The sequence below is a fragment of the Cohnella sp. GbtcB17 genome, assembly GCF_019091135.1.
GTDB lineage: Bacteria > Bacillota > Bacilli > Paenibacillales > Paenibacillaceae > Cohnella.
Genome location: NZ_JAGXJW010000010.1, coordinates 42,246 through 58,772, shown reverse-complemented (window position 1 = coordinate 58,772; position 16,527 = coordinate 42,246). Strand labels below are relative to the sequence as shown.

Here is a 16,527-nt window from a genome sequence, read left to right as displayed (position 1 = left end):
GCCTGTTTTTCATATGTTCAGCAAAGACATCGGAATCGACTTGGGCACGGCGAACGTCTCCATCCACATTAAAGGCAAGGGCGTCGTGCTCGACGAGCCTTCCGTTGTCGCGATAGAGAACGACACCCGCAGGGTGCTGGCCGTCGGGGAAGATGCGCGCCGGATGGTCGGCCGCACCCCCGGCAATATCATCGCGATCCGCCCGCTGAAGGACGGCATCATCGCCGACTTCGAAGTTACGGACATGATGCTGAAGGCATTCATTCAGCGGGTCGGAGGCCGCAGCTGGTACGGGCGTCCGCGAATCCTGATCTGCGCGCCTACCAATATCACTTCGGTCGAGCAAAAGGCGATTCGCGAGGCCGCGGAACGAAGCGGAGCGAAGGAAGTTTTTCTGGAGGAAGAGCCCAAGGCGGCCGCGATCGGCGCCGGCATGGACATTTTCCAGCCCAGCGGCAATATGGTTGTGGACATCGGCGGCGGGACGACCGACGTCGCGGTGCTGTCCATGGGAGACATCGTCACCGCCTCGTCGCTCAAGGTAGCGGGAGACAAGTTCGATGCCGCTATCATGCGGTATATCAAAAATAAATACAAGCTGCTCATCGGCGAGCGGACGAGCGAAGATATCAAGATCAAGATCGGCACCGTCTATACGGGCGGCCGGAAGGACGAGATGGATATTCGGGGCCGCGACATGGTATCCGGATTGCCGCTCACCGTGACGATCTACGCGGACGAGGTCCGCGAGGCGCTGTGGGAGCCGGTATCGTCCATTGTCGCGTCGGCCAAGGCCGTACTGGAGCGGACGCCGCCGGAGCTGTCGGCCGACATCATCGACCGCGGCGTCATCCTGACGGGCGGAGGCGCGCTGCTCGACGGTCTCGACGCCCTGCTGGCGGACGAGCTCAAGGTGCCCGTGCTGATCGCCGAAGATCCGATGCACTGCGTCGTCAAGGGAACGGGCATCATGCTCGACCACCTTGACAAGATGGCGCGCCGCAAGTAGCTTTCTCACAACGGGAGGGAATCTCGCAACATGATCAGAGGATTGTATACGGCGGCTGCCGGCATGATCGCGGAGCAACGCAGGCACGATACGGTGACGAACAACGTCGCCAACTTGAATACGCCGGGCTATAAGGGTGTTAATTCGGTGAACCGGGCATTTCCGGAGATGCTCATCTCGCTGATGGGCAGTCCGGACGACACGAAGGGCACGATCGGCAAATTGAATACGGGCGTATTCGCCGAGGAGAGCCTCATCAACCTGAGCCAGGGCGACCTGAACGAGACGGGGCGCAGCCAGGACCTGGCGCTCGTGTCGGATATTCTCGTAGACGGACAAGCCTTCGACGATTCCGGCAAGTTCGTGGACGCCAACGGCAACGTCACCTACCAGCCCCAAGCGCTGTTCACCGTGCAAAATGCGAACGGCGAGCGCCGCTACTCCCGCGACGGCGGATTCCGCACGACGGCCGATGGCACGCTCGTCACGCCGGACGGGATGGAGGTGCTCGGCGTGGACGGACAACCGATCCGCGTGGAAGGCACCTGGGACAACGTGCAGGTCACGGCCGACGGTCGCCTGATCGACAAGGAGACCCAGCAGCCGCTGGCCGGCAATCCTGCGCTCCTCCTCACCGAAGTGAACGATCCGAACCAGCTCGTGCGTCAGGGCGACGGCAAATACGTCTACGCGGGCGACCCGAACGGGCTGCGTCAAGTGCAGGCGGGCGAGCGCGTAGAGATCAAGCAGGGCTACCTGGAGCGCTCCAACGTGGATGCCTCGCAGTCGATGGTCGACATGATGAGCGCGCTGCGCGCCTACGAGGCGAACCAGAAGATCGTCCAGTACTACGACCGCAGCCTCGACAAAGCGGTTAACGACGTCGGCAAAGTCTAATAGAAGCGAAGGGGAATCGAGATGAACAACTCCATCGTCAGCGCAGCCGCGTCCATGGGCGCTCTCCAGCAGAAGCTTGATGTGCTCGCCGACAATATATCCAACGCCAATACGAAGGGCTATAAGCGCAAGAGCACGGTGTTCGAGGATATCCTCACCAACCTCCAGCCGCACGAAAAGTCGTTCGAGCTGCCCGGACGCCGGACGCCGCTCGGCTTCACGCAAGGCTGGGGCGCGCGCGTCGTCGGCCAGCAGATCGACATGGCCCAGGGCGCCATGCAGCAGACCGACAGCCAGACCGACCTTGCGATCGCCGGCAACGCCCTGTTCGAGGTCCGCTCCGGCGGCACGCTCGACAGCGCGCGCGCGTTCACGAGGCAGGGCGCCTTCCAGCTGTCGCCGACGGCCCAGGGCGACAGCCTCCTCACGACGGCCGAAGGCTATCCGGTCGTCGCCGTGAATACGGGCGGCCAGGATACGTTCGTGCGCGTGCCGAACAACTACGACATGATCGTAGGCGCCGACGGCAGGCTGACGGCCCGTTCCTCGGACGGCAACGAGTCGATCGAGCTTGGCACGCTGCGGCTGGTCGAGGTCAACAAGCCCGAGCTGCTGCAGGCGGTTGCGGACAATCTGTACGGCGTTCCCTCCGACGTGAACGTGGCGGACGTGGTTGCGAATGTCGTCGCGAGGCCCGACGAGGCAGGCGGCGTCGCAATTCGCCAGGGCTTCCTCGAGGAGTCCAACGTCAGCCTGGTGGACGAAATGTCGGATCTTGTCAACGTCCAACGCGCCTATCAGCTCAGCGCGAGGGCGCTCAGCTCCGGCGACCAGATGTCCCAGATGGCTGCGAATCTCCGCGCTTGACGCGGCTTGACCGCCGGCGGCCTGCCGGCGCTTTGACATGCCCTGCTGCCGGACAACTTGCGCAATCCCGACCCAAAGCTTAGAATAAATTGACTCGAACAAAGCCATTTATTCGGGCTTCTTTATTCTGAAGGAGGATCTACCGTGTCAGCGACGAAGCGTCCGACGGACAAGAAGCAGCGATCCGCAGGACGTGTCATGATGCTGATCGTTTGGATTAGCGTCAAGATTTTGTTCATCCCGGTATTGTGCATCCTGGCGCTCCTGGCGGGGCTCGGGATCGGATATGCAGTGCTCGGCAAGCAGGATTGGTCGGACGTGTTCGACTGGAATACCTGGAAGCATATGTACGATCTCATCTTCGAGGGCAGTCGCTAATCGCGTCCTGATTGAAGGGACTTGCATGCCGCTGATGCGGGATTGGAACACAACAAGGAGGCTCCCCGTCTTACGGCAAGGGGAGTTTTTTTATGCGCAAACGCGATACATATGGTATCATTTACCCGTGACGATCGAACGGGATTTTACCCGAAGCGGGACTGGCGGTATAATAAAAGCTGACAACGGTCTTGCGATCGCGATCGCGAAGCCGATGGCGGAAATGGGAGGTTCCGGCGGTGAATGTGCCGAATCTGTTGACGATGTCCCGCTTTGTCCTGATCCCCGTCTTTATGGTGCTTTATTTGGACGGACATCCTATATGGGCGTTGATCGTCGTATTCGCGGCCGGGATTACCGACATGCTGGACGGCTACATCGCCAGACGCAGCGGCCTGGTGACGCAGATCGGCGTCATGCTCGATCCGCTGGCGGACAAGCTCATGATGCTCGCGGTCGTGGGGGCGCTGCTGGCGGACGGAGAGATTCCCTGGCTTGCAGCGGGCATGATGGCATTTCGCGAATTGGGAATGATCGCGTTCGGTACGTTTTTTCATTTTCGGGGCAAGCGGACGGTGCCCGCGAATTCATTCGGCAAGCTGACGACCGTCATCTATTATCTCGCCATCGTCCTGCTGATCCTCGACCAGCCGGGAGGCGTCGTCGCGCTTTGGATTGCCGTCGGCCTGTCGTTCGTGACGTCCTTCGTTTACATTACTTCATTTAAAGAACTGAACGGCGAGACGAAGTCCGCTTGAGCGTTCGCTGCCGTCCCGAAGGGAGACAAAAGGACTTGCCGCAAGGCCGCGCGGGAAGCGATCGGCACCGGAGGCAAGCCCTCTTATATTCAACCTTCGCGGCTGCAGGACGCGGAAGGATTATACATAGTATGGGCGCCGAACCTCGCTGTTATTCCTTGGTCGCCATACATTCGAAGGGAGTATCGTTCATGCTCGACATTAATCAAATTCAGGAAATCATTCCGCACCGCCAGCCGTTCCTGCTCATCGACCGCATCCTCGAGCTCGAGCCGGGCAAACGCGCCGTCGGACTCAAAAACGTGACGATGAACGAGCCGTACTTTGCCGGGCACTTTCCGGGCTTCCCGGTCATGCCTGGGGTCTTGATCCTGGAAGCGCTCGCGCAGGTGGGGGCCACGGCGATCCTCGGGCTCGAGGAGAACAAAGGCAAGATCGGCCTGTTTGCCGGCGTGGACGAGTTCCGTTGGCGGGGGCAGGTGACGCCGGGGGATACGCTGACTCTCGAGGTCGAGATTATCCGCCTGAAGGGGCCAATCGGCAAAGGACAGGCATCCGCCAAGGTAGACGGCAAGGTCGTCGCCGAAGGCGTGCTGATGTTCGCGCTGACGGATCCGGCGAAGGAGAGATGAACAGAATGTACGGCCCCGGCGCGCCGGGTTCTCGCGGTGTGACGCAGAACGCGGCGCCTGGGTATAGATAAAGAGACCACAGACGGAAGGATGAGAATTTGATGACCATTGCTGCCAACGAAGTGTATGAATCCTGGCTCCACAATTCCAAAGTAGACGCCGCGACCAAGGAGGAGCTGCGCTCGATCGCGGATAAGCCCGCGGAGATCGAGGACCGCTTCTACCGCGAGCTCGAGTTCGGCACAGGCGGCCTCCGCGGCGTGATGGGCGCGGGTACGAACCGGATGAACCGGTACATGATCGGCCGCGCGACGCAGGGCTTCGCCAATTATTTGCTGCGCAACTTCGAGTCTCCCTCCGTCGTCATCGCGCACGACTCCCGCAATAATTCCGATATTTTCTCGCTGGAGACGGCCCAGGTGCTGGCGGCGAACGGCATCAAGACTTATTTGTTCCGCTCGCTGCGTCCCACGCCGCAGCTCTCGTTCGCGGTGCGCGACCTGAAGGCCGCAGGCGGCGTCGTCGTGACGGCCAGCCACAACCCGCCGGAGTACAACGGGTACAAGGTTTACGGCCAGGACGGCTGCCAGCTTGTGCCGCATCAGGCGGAGCAGGTCATCGCCGAGATCCGCGAGGTCGACGCGTTCGAGGACGTCAAGCGCCTGAGCCAGGCCGAGGGCGAGGCGCAAGGCCTGATCGTGTGGCTGGGCGAGGACGAAGACAATCGGTTCGTACATACGGTAGCCGCTCAGTCCGTTCATCCCGAGATTTTGAAAAGCGGCGCGGGGGCCGCGCTGTCCGTCGTCTACACGCCGCTTCACGGCGCGGGCAACATGCCCGTACGCTGGGTGCTTGCCGCCGCCGGCTTCACCAACGTTCACGTCGTGCCGGAGCAGGAGCAGCCGAACGGGATGTTCTCGACCGTCAAGTCTCCGAACCCGGAGGAACACGAGGCGTTCACGCTGGCGATCAAGCTCGCCGACGAGATCGGCGCCGACATCATCATCGGCACCGATCCGGACTGCGACCGCATGGGGGCCGTCGTCAAAAACGACAAGGGCGAATACATCGTGCTGTCCGGCAACCAGTCCGGCGCGCTGATGGTGCATTATTTGCTTTCCAGCCTGCAGGCCAAGGGGCGATTGCCGGCCAACGGCGCCGTCGTCAAGACGATCGTCACGAGCGAGATGGGCGCCGACATCGCGCGTTCCTACGGCAGTGCGGTCATCAACACGCTTACCGGCTTCAAGTACATCGGCGAAAAGATGACCGAGTTCGAAGCTACGGGAGAGCATGCGTTCCTCTTCGGCTACGAGGAGAGCTACGGCTATCTCGCCGGCACGTACGCGCGGGACAAGGATGCGGTCGTCGCGTCGCTGCTCATCTGCGAGGCTGCGGCCTACTACAAGACGCAGGGCAAGACGCTGTACGACGTGCTGCTGGAGCTGTATGCGAAGTATGGCACGTACCTGGAGAAGCTGGAGTCCCGCACGCTCAAGGGCAAGGACGGCGTCGCCCAGATCGCCGCGATCATGGCGGACTGGCGCACGAACCCGCCTGCAGAGGTGGGCGGCGTCAAGGTAGATCAGGTGCTCGACTACGAGCTGGGACTGGACGGCCTGCCGAAGGAAAACGTGCTGAAATTCCTCCGCGCCGACGGCTCCTGGTTCTGCCTTCGTCCTTCGGGCACCGAGCCGAAGATCAAAGTATACTTCGCCGTCCGCGGCGACGACCTTGGCAGCGCTGGCGCCGCGCTGGATACGTTGGTCGGCGCGGTTATGGCGCGCGTGGACGCGCTTAGCTAAAATTAAAGCGAGGTTCACGAGGTTCGCGCGCCTTTCGGCCACATATGAGCCCGCAGCCGCATGCGCTTCGCACGGCTTGCGGGCGCTTGTGCGCTTGGGTGGCAGGGGAATATTGATTGGTGCAAGGTAGTCGGATTGGTGACGGCGAAAATGGACGGAAGGCTGCATGGCGCTGTCCGAGGTACGCCTGCGCTCTCTCGCTGTCGCATCCTGTCGCGGTATTGCGCGGGAAATGAAATATAATGACGATAGCGGGCTAGGCGGTTCGAAACTTGCAGGAAGGCGCCTTCGTCTAATGAAGGTAATGTGTAATGAACGGAATGAATGTAATGAACGGAACTACATAAGGCGGGCTGTTTGCGGGCTGCGGCTGCTGCGAAGAGGCAGAAGGGAAAATTTACGTTTTCGGCATTCAATTTCCGCATAACTGCAATACTACGTTTAATCGACGGCTTAGGTAACTTTCGGATGAGGCGCGCGGCGTTTTAGGGCGACAAGCGGCGTCGCCGATGAGGATAAAAGGGAGTGGAAGCGGTGCCTGTATGGCTGGATCAATGGAATCGCAGACTGGGGAAGTGGCTCTGGTGGATCGTGCTGATCGGCGTGCTGGGCTCGCTGCCCGTCGCTTATGCGCGTGTGCAGACGGAGCATTCGGCAGACCAAGTGGAAATCATCGTGGACTATAAGGACATATTGACGATCGCGGCTACGCAAGCCGATCCGAAGGCATTTGCCCAGGAGCAGCTGCAGAAGCTTAAGGCTGCGGGCGTCAACGGCATGGCCGTGTTCGAGAGCAATCTGGACGAACTGGCCCTGACCGGGGACGTCACGATGTATACGGCTCAGCAAGCCGCGCAGCTGGAAGGCGAGCTGAGCGCGCCGGGCGACAATCGTACATACGTCATGTTCAACAAGCCGGACACCGAATCTGCGATCCGTCCGATCGTAGAAGACGCGTTCAAGCAGGCCGGGGTGAGCGTCGAATCCTGGTCGGCGAAGGGGCGCGACGGCATCGTCCTCGGCGTCGGTCCCGATGACGCGAGGCTGCGTCCGATGGAGCCGAACCCGCTCGCCTTGCAGGCGATCCACGATGCGGGGCTGATGGTCGTGCCGCGTATTTCCGATCGCACCCAGCCTTACAACGCCGAGCGTGTGGCCGATTGGCTGGCCAAGTTCAAGGCGGTCGGCGCAACGCGGATCATTTTCGACGGTGAAGCCGTCACGGGATACAACAACCAGGCCGACGAACGCAGTCTGGACGACTTCTCCAAGCAACTCAAGGACGGCGGGTTCGGCATCGCCGTCATCGAGAACCTGAAGGCGCCGCAGCTCGGCATGGGGACGCTGGCCAAGAAGCTTAACTACAACGCGGTCCGTCTTCATTCGGTGTCCGAGGGCGAGATGATGGTGATCAGCCCCGAGACGCTGAAGGACCGTCTTGTGCTGGCGGTAAAGGACCGCAACATTCGAATGATCTATCTGAACGCCGCGCCGGCACGCGACGACAAGAAGGCGGTCGTGACGCACCCGATCGACAAGACGATCGTCACCGCGTTGTCCGGAAACGACGGCGCGATCGAGCGCATGCGCGACTTCGGCTTCGAGACGGGCGAAGCGCATGCCTTCAAGGTGCACAAGGCGCCGGCCGAGGCGTTGTGGCGCGGTCTGGCGATCGCGGGCGCGGTCTCGTTGATTGCCCTGATGATCGGGCTGTTCCTGCCGCCGCTGCTGCTGCCGGTTACGATTCTCGGGTTTATCGGAGGCGCTGGCGTATTCCTGCTCGATTCGTCGCTGCTTACGCAGGCGCTGGCGCTGTTCGTCGCGATCGCGGCGCCGACGGTGTCGGTCGTGACGCTGGTTCGTCTGCTCCGTGCGAGGAGGAGCCGCCCAGAGAACTTCCGTATGTCCGCCGGACGTCGTTTGGGCTCCGCGATCTTGTTCTATATTCGTACGGCGATCTTGTCCGTCATCGCCATCCCGTTCGTGATCGCACTGCTGAACGACATCACGTACGAGCTCGTGCTGCAGCAGTTCCGCGGCGTCAGTCTGCTTCACCTCGCGCCGATCGCGCTGGTGGCGCTGTACGTATTTTTCTACGGCTCGGCGAACGGCTTCTGGGGCAACATCCGGCAGCTGCTGGTTATGCCGATCAAAGTATTCTGGGTCGTCGTCGGCGTGTTCGTATTGGCCGCGGGCTACTACTATCTGACGCGCACGGGCAACGGCGGCTCCGCGTCCGGCATCGAGATGAAGCTGCGTACGTTCCTCGAGACGACCTTCCACGTGCGTCCGAGATTCAAGGAATTCGCGATGGGGCATCCGCTTATGTTGCTCGGTCTGTTCCTCTCGCTTCGTTATCCGAAGTGGCCGCTCGTGCTCATCGTCGCCGCTACGATCGGGCAGCTGTCGATGGTCGATACGTTCGTGTATATCCATACGCCTGCCATCCTGTCCGCGACCCGGGATCTGCTGGGACTGGGCATCGGCTTCCTGATCGGTCTCGTGCTGATCGTCGTCTGGCAAGTGCTTGAGCGCTTGTGGGCGATTTGGGGGAAGCGGCTGGCGGCGAAGTGAGCGCCTGCCGCGGGTGCGGCGAAAGTCGGGTTGAAAATCGGGTAAAGAGTAATGCGGCCGTTCAGGCACGGCGTCGTAGCGCGGGCTGGTTGGCGCCGTCGCGCAGGCTGGCCGGCGCGGCCGCTTTCATCTGAATTTAAGGCAAACTTAGGCGGTGCATGGCATAATGGGTATGGCAAAAACGGACCGGAAGCTGCGGCTGGTGCTGTCCGGCTACTACGGCTTCCGCAACAGCGGAGACGAAGCGGTGCTGCTCAGCATTCTGAACGCGCTCGATCAGGCCGGCGAAGATCAAGGTGTGTTCGTCGAGCCGATCGTGCTGTCAGGCGATCCGACCTGGACGGCCCGGCAGTACGGCGTCTGGTCGGTGCCGCGCATGAAGCTGCGCGAGGTGCGCGAGGCGATCGCCGCGAGCGACGGCGTCATCAGCGGCGGCGGCAGCCTGCTCCAGGATGCGACCGGTCTCGGGTCGATCCCGTATTATCTGGGCATCCTGGAGATGGCGCGCTGGGCGCGCAAGCCGACGTTCGTGTATGCCCAGGGCATCGGGCCGGTGAAGCGCCGGATGTTCGGGCCGTTCATCGCGCGGGCGATGCGCAAGGCGTCGTACGTGTCGGTGCGGGACGCCGAATCGGCCGCGCTGCTGGCCGGGTTCGGCGTGCCGGAGGAGCGGGTCGCGGTCGTGCCGGACCCGGTTATGGGTTTGCCGCTGCCGCCGGCGGAAGGCGGAGCGGCGGCTGCGGTTCGCGGGGGCGCTGCCGCCGGCGGCGCCGCGGGCGATGGGCTTCGCGCCGCTGAAGCCGAAGGCGCGGCGCGCGAGGGCGGCACGGACAGGACGCCGCTGGTCGGCGTGTCCGTGCGGTTCTGGCGCGGCGACCGGTCCGATTTGGACCGGATCGCGGCGGCGCTGGCCGCGCTGGCGCGGCAGCGCGCGGTGCGGCTGCGGTTTTTGCCCTTTCACGAGGGCGCGGACGAGGACGCGTCGCGCTACGTGATCGAGCGGCTGGGCGATGCCGCCGCGATGGCGGAGATCGCGCCCGCGCACGACGCACCGCAGGAGATGCTGCGCGAGATCGACCGCTGCGACCTGCTGGTGGGCATGCGGTTGCACTCGCTCATCTATGCCGCGAACCGCGAGGTGCCGCTGCTCGGCTTGTCCTATGATCCGAAGATCGATCAATTCCTGTATCGCCTCGGCGACCGGGCGATCGGGACCGTCGACGCGATCGATTTGCAACATTTTACGGCCAAGGCCGTCCAATTCATAGAAGATCCGGCACAGTGGCGCATCGACCATTACAGCGCCATCCGGCGACTGAAGGAAGAAGCGGCCGTACCGGCGCAGCGAATCGTCGAAGCCTGCCTGGAACTTAGAGGGAGATAACCATGTCTCAATCCGCGGAAACGCGCAGCTTTCCGACCGTATCGATTTACGGCATCCCGTTTTCCAAAATGAATATGGCCCAAACGGTCGAATACCTCATTAAGGCGGTTGCGTCCGGCAAGAGCCATCGCGTCGTCACCGGCAATCCGGAGATGGTCATGAAGTCGCTGCAAAATCCGGTGTTCCGCCGGGCGCTCGCGACTGCCGAGCTCGTCGTGCCCGACGGCACTGGCGTCGTATGGGCGGCGCGGCGCGTCCGCCAACCGGTGGCCGAACGCGTAGCCGGATACGACCTGCTGCATGAGCTGATGCGCGAGGGCGACCGCCGCCAATGGAGCGTCTACTTGCTCGGCGCTTCGCAGGAAGTCGTGGATGCGGCCCATGCCAAGCTGGCTTCGCTCTATCCAGGCGTTCGATTCGCAGGCGTTCGCAACGGGTATTTTACCGACAGAGAAGATGAAGCCGTTGTAGCCGCCATTCGCGAAGCGAAGCCCGATCTGTTGTTCGTCGCCCGCTCGATGGATAACCAGGAGCCGTGGCTTGCGAAGCATCAGAGCGCGCTTGGCGTGCCCGTCATGATGGGCGTCGGCGGAAGCTTCGACGTGCTGGCCGGCAAGACGAAGCGCGCGCCTTCGCTGTTTATCAAGCTGAGGCTGGAATGGTTCTACAGGCTGCTTCGGGAGCCGACGCGGATCAGGAGAATGATGGTACTTCCTCAATTCGCGCTCAAAGTGGCCCGAGACGGCGATAACCTTTTGCAAACGAAATGAAAATGCGTGAAAACAAGCTTGAGTGAAGGAAAACGGCCTTTTTTGCCGGAATTCGGCGAAATTATTGGCTTGTTCATTCCCGTGCCGGAGCGTATAATTCATTCCGGTACATAAGCTAAAGGAGATGTAAAAATGCCGACAGGCTGGATGGTTGGAATCGGGATCACCGGATTTGTGCTATCGCTCGCGCTTGCGCTGGTGCTGACGCCGCTCGTCAAGAAGTTCGCGTTTCTCGTGGGCGCGGTCGACAAACCGAATCATCGCAAGGTGCACACGCGGATCATGCCCCGGCTCGGAGGCCTGTCCTTCTACGCTTCGTTTACGGTCATTATTCTTCTCTTGCTGCCGCTTATTCCCGAGCACTGGTTCAGCGCTCACGACAAGCGTCTCATCGGCGCGCTTCTGACAGGCGGTTCACTCATCGTGCTGCTCGGCGCGCTGGACGACAGGTTCCAGTTGTCCGCCAAGCTTAAGCTGCTCGTGCAGATCGCCGCGGCGTGCGTCGTCGTTTTCGGCTTCGATATTCAAATGGACTTCGTTAATATACCGTTCGGTGCAGCTAGCCAGTCTCTGACGGATTGGATTAGCATCCCGCTCACGATCTTCTGGATCGTGGGCGTCACCAACGCGATTAATCTGATCGACGGGCTCGACGGCCTGGCGGCCGGCGTATCCGGCATCGCCATCAGCTCGATCCTCGTCATGTCCGCCCTGATGGGCCAAGGTACCGTCGTCATTCTTTGCGCGGTGCTGCTCGGCGGCATCATCGGTTTCCTGTTCTTCAACTTCCATCCGGCCAAAATCTTCATGGGCGATTCGGGCGCGCTGTTCCTAGGCTTTGCATTGGCGATGCTGTCGATGCTCGGGTTTAAGCAGATCACGGTCGTCTCCTTCGTGACGCCGCTGCTGCTGATCGGCGTGCCGCTGTCGGATACGTTTTTCGCGATCATCCGCCGCCGCGTGCAGAAGAAGCCGATCTTCGAGCCGGACAAAGGGCATCTGCATCACTGCCTCCAGCAATTAGGCTTCAGCCACCGCAAGACGGTGCTCATCATCTACGGCGTGGCTGCGTTCTTCGGCGCATGCGCCGTGCTCCAGTCAGTCTTCTCTAACTCGGGCGTCGGCAACTGGCTGACCTTCGTCGTCATCTGCGTGCTGCTCGTCCTGCTGCAGATCGGCGCCGAGCTCATCGGCATCGTGGACAAGTCCAAGCGTCCGATCCTGAACTTCCTCGCGCGGATGCGCGTTAAGGAGACGGCGGGTACGCGTTCCAAATAACGTTTGAAATGATCGGCCCTGTTCCGCGCTTGCGGACGGGGCTTTTCTTATGCCAGATCGAGGCGAGTGGGTACGGAGTCTTAATATGGGGAAATGGCTAAACAATTGGAACCTCCCAACCGATAACAAAGGTACGATAACTGTCCGCTGAGGCAGGCAGGGTGGTGTGCGTTGTTTTATTCCATTTTTGTTATGCCTATAACTATTGATCCCGCACAAGGAGGATTTTTCCTTTGAAACTTCTGAACACACGGTTTATCGCTTGGATGCTGACGCTGGCGCTTGTCGCGACGCTTCTTCCCTTGACGCCCGCTAAGTCAGCGGATGCGGCATCGGCTTACTTTCAATTCGACGATTTCAGTACGGACGTGAACTCGCCTTCGGACGTTAATAGCAACGTCATCGATATCAACGGCACGTTCAACAGCGTCGCTCAATCGACGCTGACCTATAAGATTGAAAAACTCGTCAAGTCTACAAGCGGCTCCACGACGACCTATTCTGTAGCCGAGTCTTCGGTCGGCACGACTGCCCCAATTATTACGGGCTCGAGCAGCTTTAAGTTCGCCGCTGTTTCGATTTACGACGGATTGAATCGCATTACCGTTTCCGGTGCCAATACATCAGGCAACATCGTAGACGGCACAGCCTACGTCAATTTTACGAACGTACCTGTCATCTCCGAGATTAAGATGATCGACGGTACGACACTTCCAGAAGGAACATCGATCGTCACCGTGAATCCGACGGCTACGATCTCGCTTAAGGCGCCTAATGCGACTGAAGTAACGATCAACGGCACGCAGATGTTCGGCGGATCGGGTTCCAGCTTCGTTTTGTCGGGAATCGCTCTGAATCATGGATTGAACACATTGACGGTCATCGCGAAAAACGGGAGTAAAACCTACCAACTGACGCGTACGATTGTCTATTATAATTCCACGCTGACAGCATACAATGTGCAGCTCGGCAGCATTCCGCTTGACGGTCATCCGACGATCAGCGCGGCTGTATCCAGTGAAAAGCTGAGCGGCAAGGTGGTCATGCCCATTACAGGTGCCGCGCCGACCAATCCACAATTTACGGTTGAGTTGTGGGAAACTTCGAAGCTTGGTACGGTCGTCACGCCTCTTCCTACCTCCACGGCTACCGGGACTTTGCTCGAATCGACTTCGACTTACGCGACTTACAGTTTCACGACAAACGGCGGCTTTAGCTTGTCGTCGAACAATGAGTACACATTTAAGATCATCGGGCCAAGCGCATCGATTGTAGACTTGGTTCCATTCACGTACTTGGCAGCCAACTCGCCATTTATTACAGGCGTCAAGCAAGCCTATAGCGTGACGGAGAGCGGCAGCACGGTGTCATACACATCCAGCGCAAACTTTTCGGACAATGCGACGATCTCTCAGTTGCCGCTTTGGCTCGTTCTTGAGACCACGAACTTTCCTAGCGGCACGACGACTGTCAGTGTCGAGCAAAACGGAGTGAGCGTGGCTTCGGTAATCAGCGCGACTTATCGCACATCCGGTACCAATTACCCGGCGATTAAGATTAGCAACTTGCCTGCCGGTCAATTGAAACTAACTTTTAAAATCACAGACGCCTCTTCACGGACCTACAGTGTAGTACGCAACGTCACTTATTATCCGGCGCCGGCAATCCAAATCGACAACCTCTATTCCGGACAAACTTTCGGTTCGTCCGCCGAATTTCAGAGCATGTCGATCGTGGGGCGTCTGCTGAATTTCAACTTGGCCAATGCCGCGGAGCTTGCCTCCGTCAAAGTGACCTTGAATGGCGTAACGGCAAATGTCAACTCACTGGGGACGATCAACACATCGAATGGTGGGTTTACGCTTACACCTTCTACCCTGACACTAGTAGCCGGCGCTAATACGATCACATTCACCGGCACAGCGGGCGGCATCCCAATCTCGACATCGTTGACGATCTACCTATTCTCGAAGGAAGCCCCGGTCATTACGAACGTTCACCCGGTTCAGTATGTGCTGCCGCCGCTGAACGACAGTACGACCACGCCACTGCGGAAATTTACGGACAGCGCGGTCAAGTTCCCGGTAACGGACGACAATGAATATACGACGACAGAAAAATCGTTTGATCTCTTGTTCAAAGTCGTAGAATTCGATTCGATCGAGGTTCAGTTGGATGGTAATAAAGTGGCGGCAGGTTCGGTATCAGGCACTACACTGACGCTCGCGGACCCTGTAACGACCGATTCGATCGTCGCTTATATCGACAAGGACGCGCTTACCAAGCCGGTATATGCTTATACGCTCGGCGGCGGTGAGAAAGAGTTCCAAATCCGGCTATCCGAGATTAAGCTGCCGACGTCCGGTTCCGTTAACTTGACGATTACGCTTCGCAAAGGAACGAACAGCGTCTCGCAAACGATCACGGTCGTTCGCGATCTGTCCCCATACCTGGTTCTTTCGCCGAAGCTGCCGAACGAGTCGGTCATTAACGCCAACTTCATGAACATTAGCATCAAGGCAGAAGGTGCGGATCAGGTACTTATCGGTAAGATCGCCATGACGAAGGGCGAGGGCGATATTTTTCGCTATGAAATGCAAAACATGAAAGCCGGCAAAAACACAGTCAAATTTACGGTCGTTACGGGTACGCAGAAGGTCAACGGTTCATTTGACGTTACGTATGCAGCTGACGATTCCATTTCCGCGCAGTACAAGGCATCGATCGCGGCTTCTGGCAAAATCTCGATTTTTACCGGCGATCTGCAGCTTGCATTTCCGAAAAATACGTTCCTCCGGCAGGCGAACGCCAGCCCTGGACAAGACGTTAAAACGGTCGACCTGTTCAACTCGCAGACGATCTACTTCGGCATCGCCGATCGTACGGACGGACGTACCGTCAAGAAGTACAACGCTGTAGGAGAGACGGATAGCTCCGGCAACTACCTGGATGGCACAATCAAGTCGATCGCGGCAGATTCGTACGCAACAGATCGGCTTAGGGCTAAGACAAATTTCAGCTACGCTTCCGACCTCTACTGGATCGATGCCGGTTATTTCGATAATACGGTGACGCCTTCAGGAGATTACAATCTGATTAGTGCGATGCAGCCTTACCAAACGGGAAGCATGTTCTATGGACGCGTCTACGAGCCTGCCAAGTGGCTGGAACCGTCGCAGCGCGGTACGATTACAATCAAGTACGATACCAACATTTCGAATGCATACGGACAAAATCTCAGCGTATGGAGATATACGAGCAATGGCTGGGAGAACATCGGCGGCGTAGTCAACACCTCTAACAAAACGGTCACGGCGCCGTTCGATGGCTTTGGCTATTATACCGTCATGGGGTTGCGCTACAGCTTTAGCGATATCATTGGCCACAAGTATGCGCGACTTGCGTTGGAGTCGATATTCGCTCATGGGATCATGAACAACAAGGACGCGAACTCCTTCGGCGTTTACGAGAACATCACGCGCGGCGAGTTCGCGCAGATGCTCGTCAAAGTGATGGGAATTCCGCTTCAATACGACCCGAACAACATGACGTTCGACGACGTACAGCCATTCGATTATCCAGACCAACCGTACTGGAACTATCGTTACGTAGAGACGGCGGTTAAAAAGGGATATATTAGAGGCAAATCGCCGCGGTTGTTTATGCCGAACGACAATCTGACTCGCGGCGAAGCGGCTGTCATGATCGCACGGGCGTTGAACCTGGTTAAGAGCAACGCGGACGCGACCAAGGACCTTGCGTCGCTGCAGAAGATTTTCACCGATGCATCGACGACGGACACTTATGCGGTTAGTTCGATTTTGGCCGTAAACAAGGCCGGATTCATCTCGGGCATTGCCAATACGGTCGCGAGCGGCGGCAAAGCGACTTTCCGTTACGAACCGGACTCCAATCTTTCCCGCGCGGACGCAGCGGTCATTGCACAGCGCGTCATGAAAAAGCTTAAGAAGCTTTAATGCCCGGTCGGGAGTCACCGCTATGGCGGGGGCTCCCGTTTCTCATATTTCATAGAATTGTGCGCTGGAGGAAAACTTTTGGCAATGACGGCGCCAAGGCCTTAGGCTATACTATGGAAGTCTTAAGTCATACATAGAAGGTTGAGATCGAAAGACGATCATGATTGGAAGCCGGTAAAATCGTGTAAAAGTAGTCAG

The 16,527-nt window shown here is 59.0% G+C and carries 12 protein-coding genes; all 12 read left to right on the top strand.

Annotated features, from left to right (window positions below; genetic code table 11):
* Positions 1 to 13: 13 nt before the first annotated feature.
* On the top strand, positions 14 to 1,009 hold the full coding sequence (mreB, locus tag KVT38_RS07425) for a rod shape-determining protein MreB (RefSeq protein ID WP_217593056.1): 996 nt from the start codon (positions 14 to 16) through the stop codon (positions 1,007 to 1,009).
* Positions 1,010 to 1,039: 30 nt separating this feature from the next.
* On the top strand, positions 1,040 to 1,906 hold the full coding sequence (locus KVT38_RS07420) for a flagellar hook-basal body protein (protein ID WP_217593055.1): 867 nt from the start codon (positions 1,040 to 1,042) through the stop codon (positions 1,904 to 1,906).
* A gap of 21 nt (positions 1,907 to 1,927) precedes the next feature.
* Positions 1,928 to 2,773 carry a flagellar hook-basal body protein gene (locus KVT38_RS07415; RefSeq protein ID WP_217593054.1) on the top strand — a complete coding sequence of 282 codons (846 nt, stop codon included), beginning with the start codon at positions 1,928 to 1,930 and terminating at the stop codon, positions 2,771 to 2,773.
* Positions 2,774 to 2,917: 144 nt separating this feature from the next.
* Positions 2,918 to 3,151 (top strand): DNA-directed RNA polymerase subunit beta, encoded by a 234-nt coding sequence (locus KVT38_RS07410; protein ID WP_368859063.1) that lies wholly within the window; start codon positions 2,918 to 2,920, stop codon positions 3,149 to 3,151.
* Between the two features lie 239 nt (positions 3,152 to 3,390).
* The gene (locus tag KVT38_RS07405; RefSeq protein ID WP_217593053.1) at positions 3,391 to 3,909 is read left to right on the top strand and encodes a CDP-alcohol phosphatidyltransferase family protein; all 519 of its coding nucleotides are present in this window, start codon (positions 3,391 to 3,393) and stop codon (positions 3,907 to 3,909) included.
* 191 nt (positions 3,910 to 4,100) lie between these two features.
* Positions 4,101 to 4,541 carry a 3-hydroxyacyl-ACP dehydratase FabZ gene (gene fabZ, locus KVT38_RS07400; RefSeq protein WP_217593052.1) on the top strand — a complete coding sequence of 147 codons (441 nt, stop codon included), beginning with the start codon at positions 4,101 to 4,103 and terminating at the stop codon, positions 4,539 to 4,541.
* Positions 4,542 to 4,642: 101 nt separating this feature from the next.
* A complete protein-coding gene (locus KVT38_RS07395) occupies positions 4,643 to 6,346 on the top strand; it encodes a phospho-sugar mutase (protein ID WP_217593051.1) in 1,704 nt (567 codons plus the stop codon).
* Positions 6,347 to 6,880: 534 nt separating this feature from the next.
* Positions 6,881 to 8,920, top strand: coding sequence for a DUF5693 family protein (locus KVT38_RS07390; protein WP_217593050.1), 2,040 nt, complete (start codon positions 6,881 to 6,883; stop codon positions 8,918 to 8,920).
* A gap of 166 nt (positions 8,921 to 9,086) precedes the next feature.
* Positions 9,087 to 10,304 carry a polysaccharide pyruvyl transferase CsaB gene (gene csaB, locus KVT38_RS07385; protein ID WP_306795295.1) on the top strand — a complete coding sequence of 406 codons (1,218 nt, stop codon included), beginning with the start codon at positions 9,087 to 9,089 and terminating at the stop codon, positions 10,302 to 10,304.
* A gap of 2 nt (positions 10,305 to 10,306) precedes the next feature.
* Positions 10,307 to 11,074 (top strand): WecB/TagA/CpsF family glycosyltransferase, encoded by a 768-nt coding sequence (locus tag KVT38_RS07380; protein ID WP_217593049.1) that lies wholly within the window; start codon positions 10,307 to 10,309, stop codon positions 11,072 to 11,074.
* Positions 11,075 to 11,221: 147 nt separating this feature from the next.
* Complete coding sequence (locus KVT38_RS07375; RefSeq protein ID WP_217593139.1) at positions 11,222 to 12,352, top strand: MraY family glycosyltransferase; 1,131 nt, start codon at positions 11,222 to 11,224, stop codon at positions 12,350 to 12,352.
* A gap of 233 nt (positions 12,353 to 12,585) precedes the next feature.
* Complete coding sequence (locus KVT38_RS07370; RefSeq protein WP_217593048.1) at positions 12,586 to 16,329, top strand: S-layer homology domain-containing protein; 3,744 nt, start codon at positions 12,586 to 12,588, stop codon at positions 16,327 to 16,329.
* Positions 16,330 to 16,527: the final 198 nt, after the last annotated feature.

Coding starts and splice junctions, on each gene's coding strand:
- mreB (WP_217593056.1), top strand. CDS start 14: ATGTTCAGCAAAGACATCGGAATCGACTTGGGCACGGCGAACGTCTCC.
- KVT38_RS07420 (WP_217593055.1), top strand. CDS start 1,040: ATGATCAGAGGATTGTATACGGCGGCTGCCGGCATGATCGCGGAGCAA.
- KVT38_RS07415 (WP_217593054.1), top strand. CDS start 1,928: ATGAACAACTCCATCGTCAGCGCAGCCGCGTCCATGGGCGCTCTCCAG.
- fabZ (WP_217593052.1), top strand. CDS start 4,101: ATGCTCGACATTAATCAAATTCAGGAAATCATTCCGCACCGCCAGCCG.
- KVT38_RS07395 (WP_217593051.1), top strand. CDS start 4,643: ATGACCATTGCTGCCAACGAAGTGTATGAATCCTGGCTCCACAATTCC.
- csaB (WP_306795295.1), top strand. CDS start 9,087: ATGGGTATGGCAAAAACGGACCGGAAGCTGCGGCTGGTGCTGTCCGGC.
- KVT38_RS07380 (WP_217593049.1), top strand. CDS start 10,307: ATGTCTCAATCCGCGGAAACGCGCAGCTTTCCGACCGTATCGATTTAC.
- KVT38_RS07375 (WP_217593139.1), top strand. CDS start 11,222: ATGGTTGGAATCGGGATCACCGGATTTGTGCTATCGCTCGCGCTTGCG.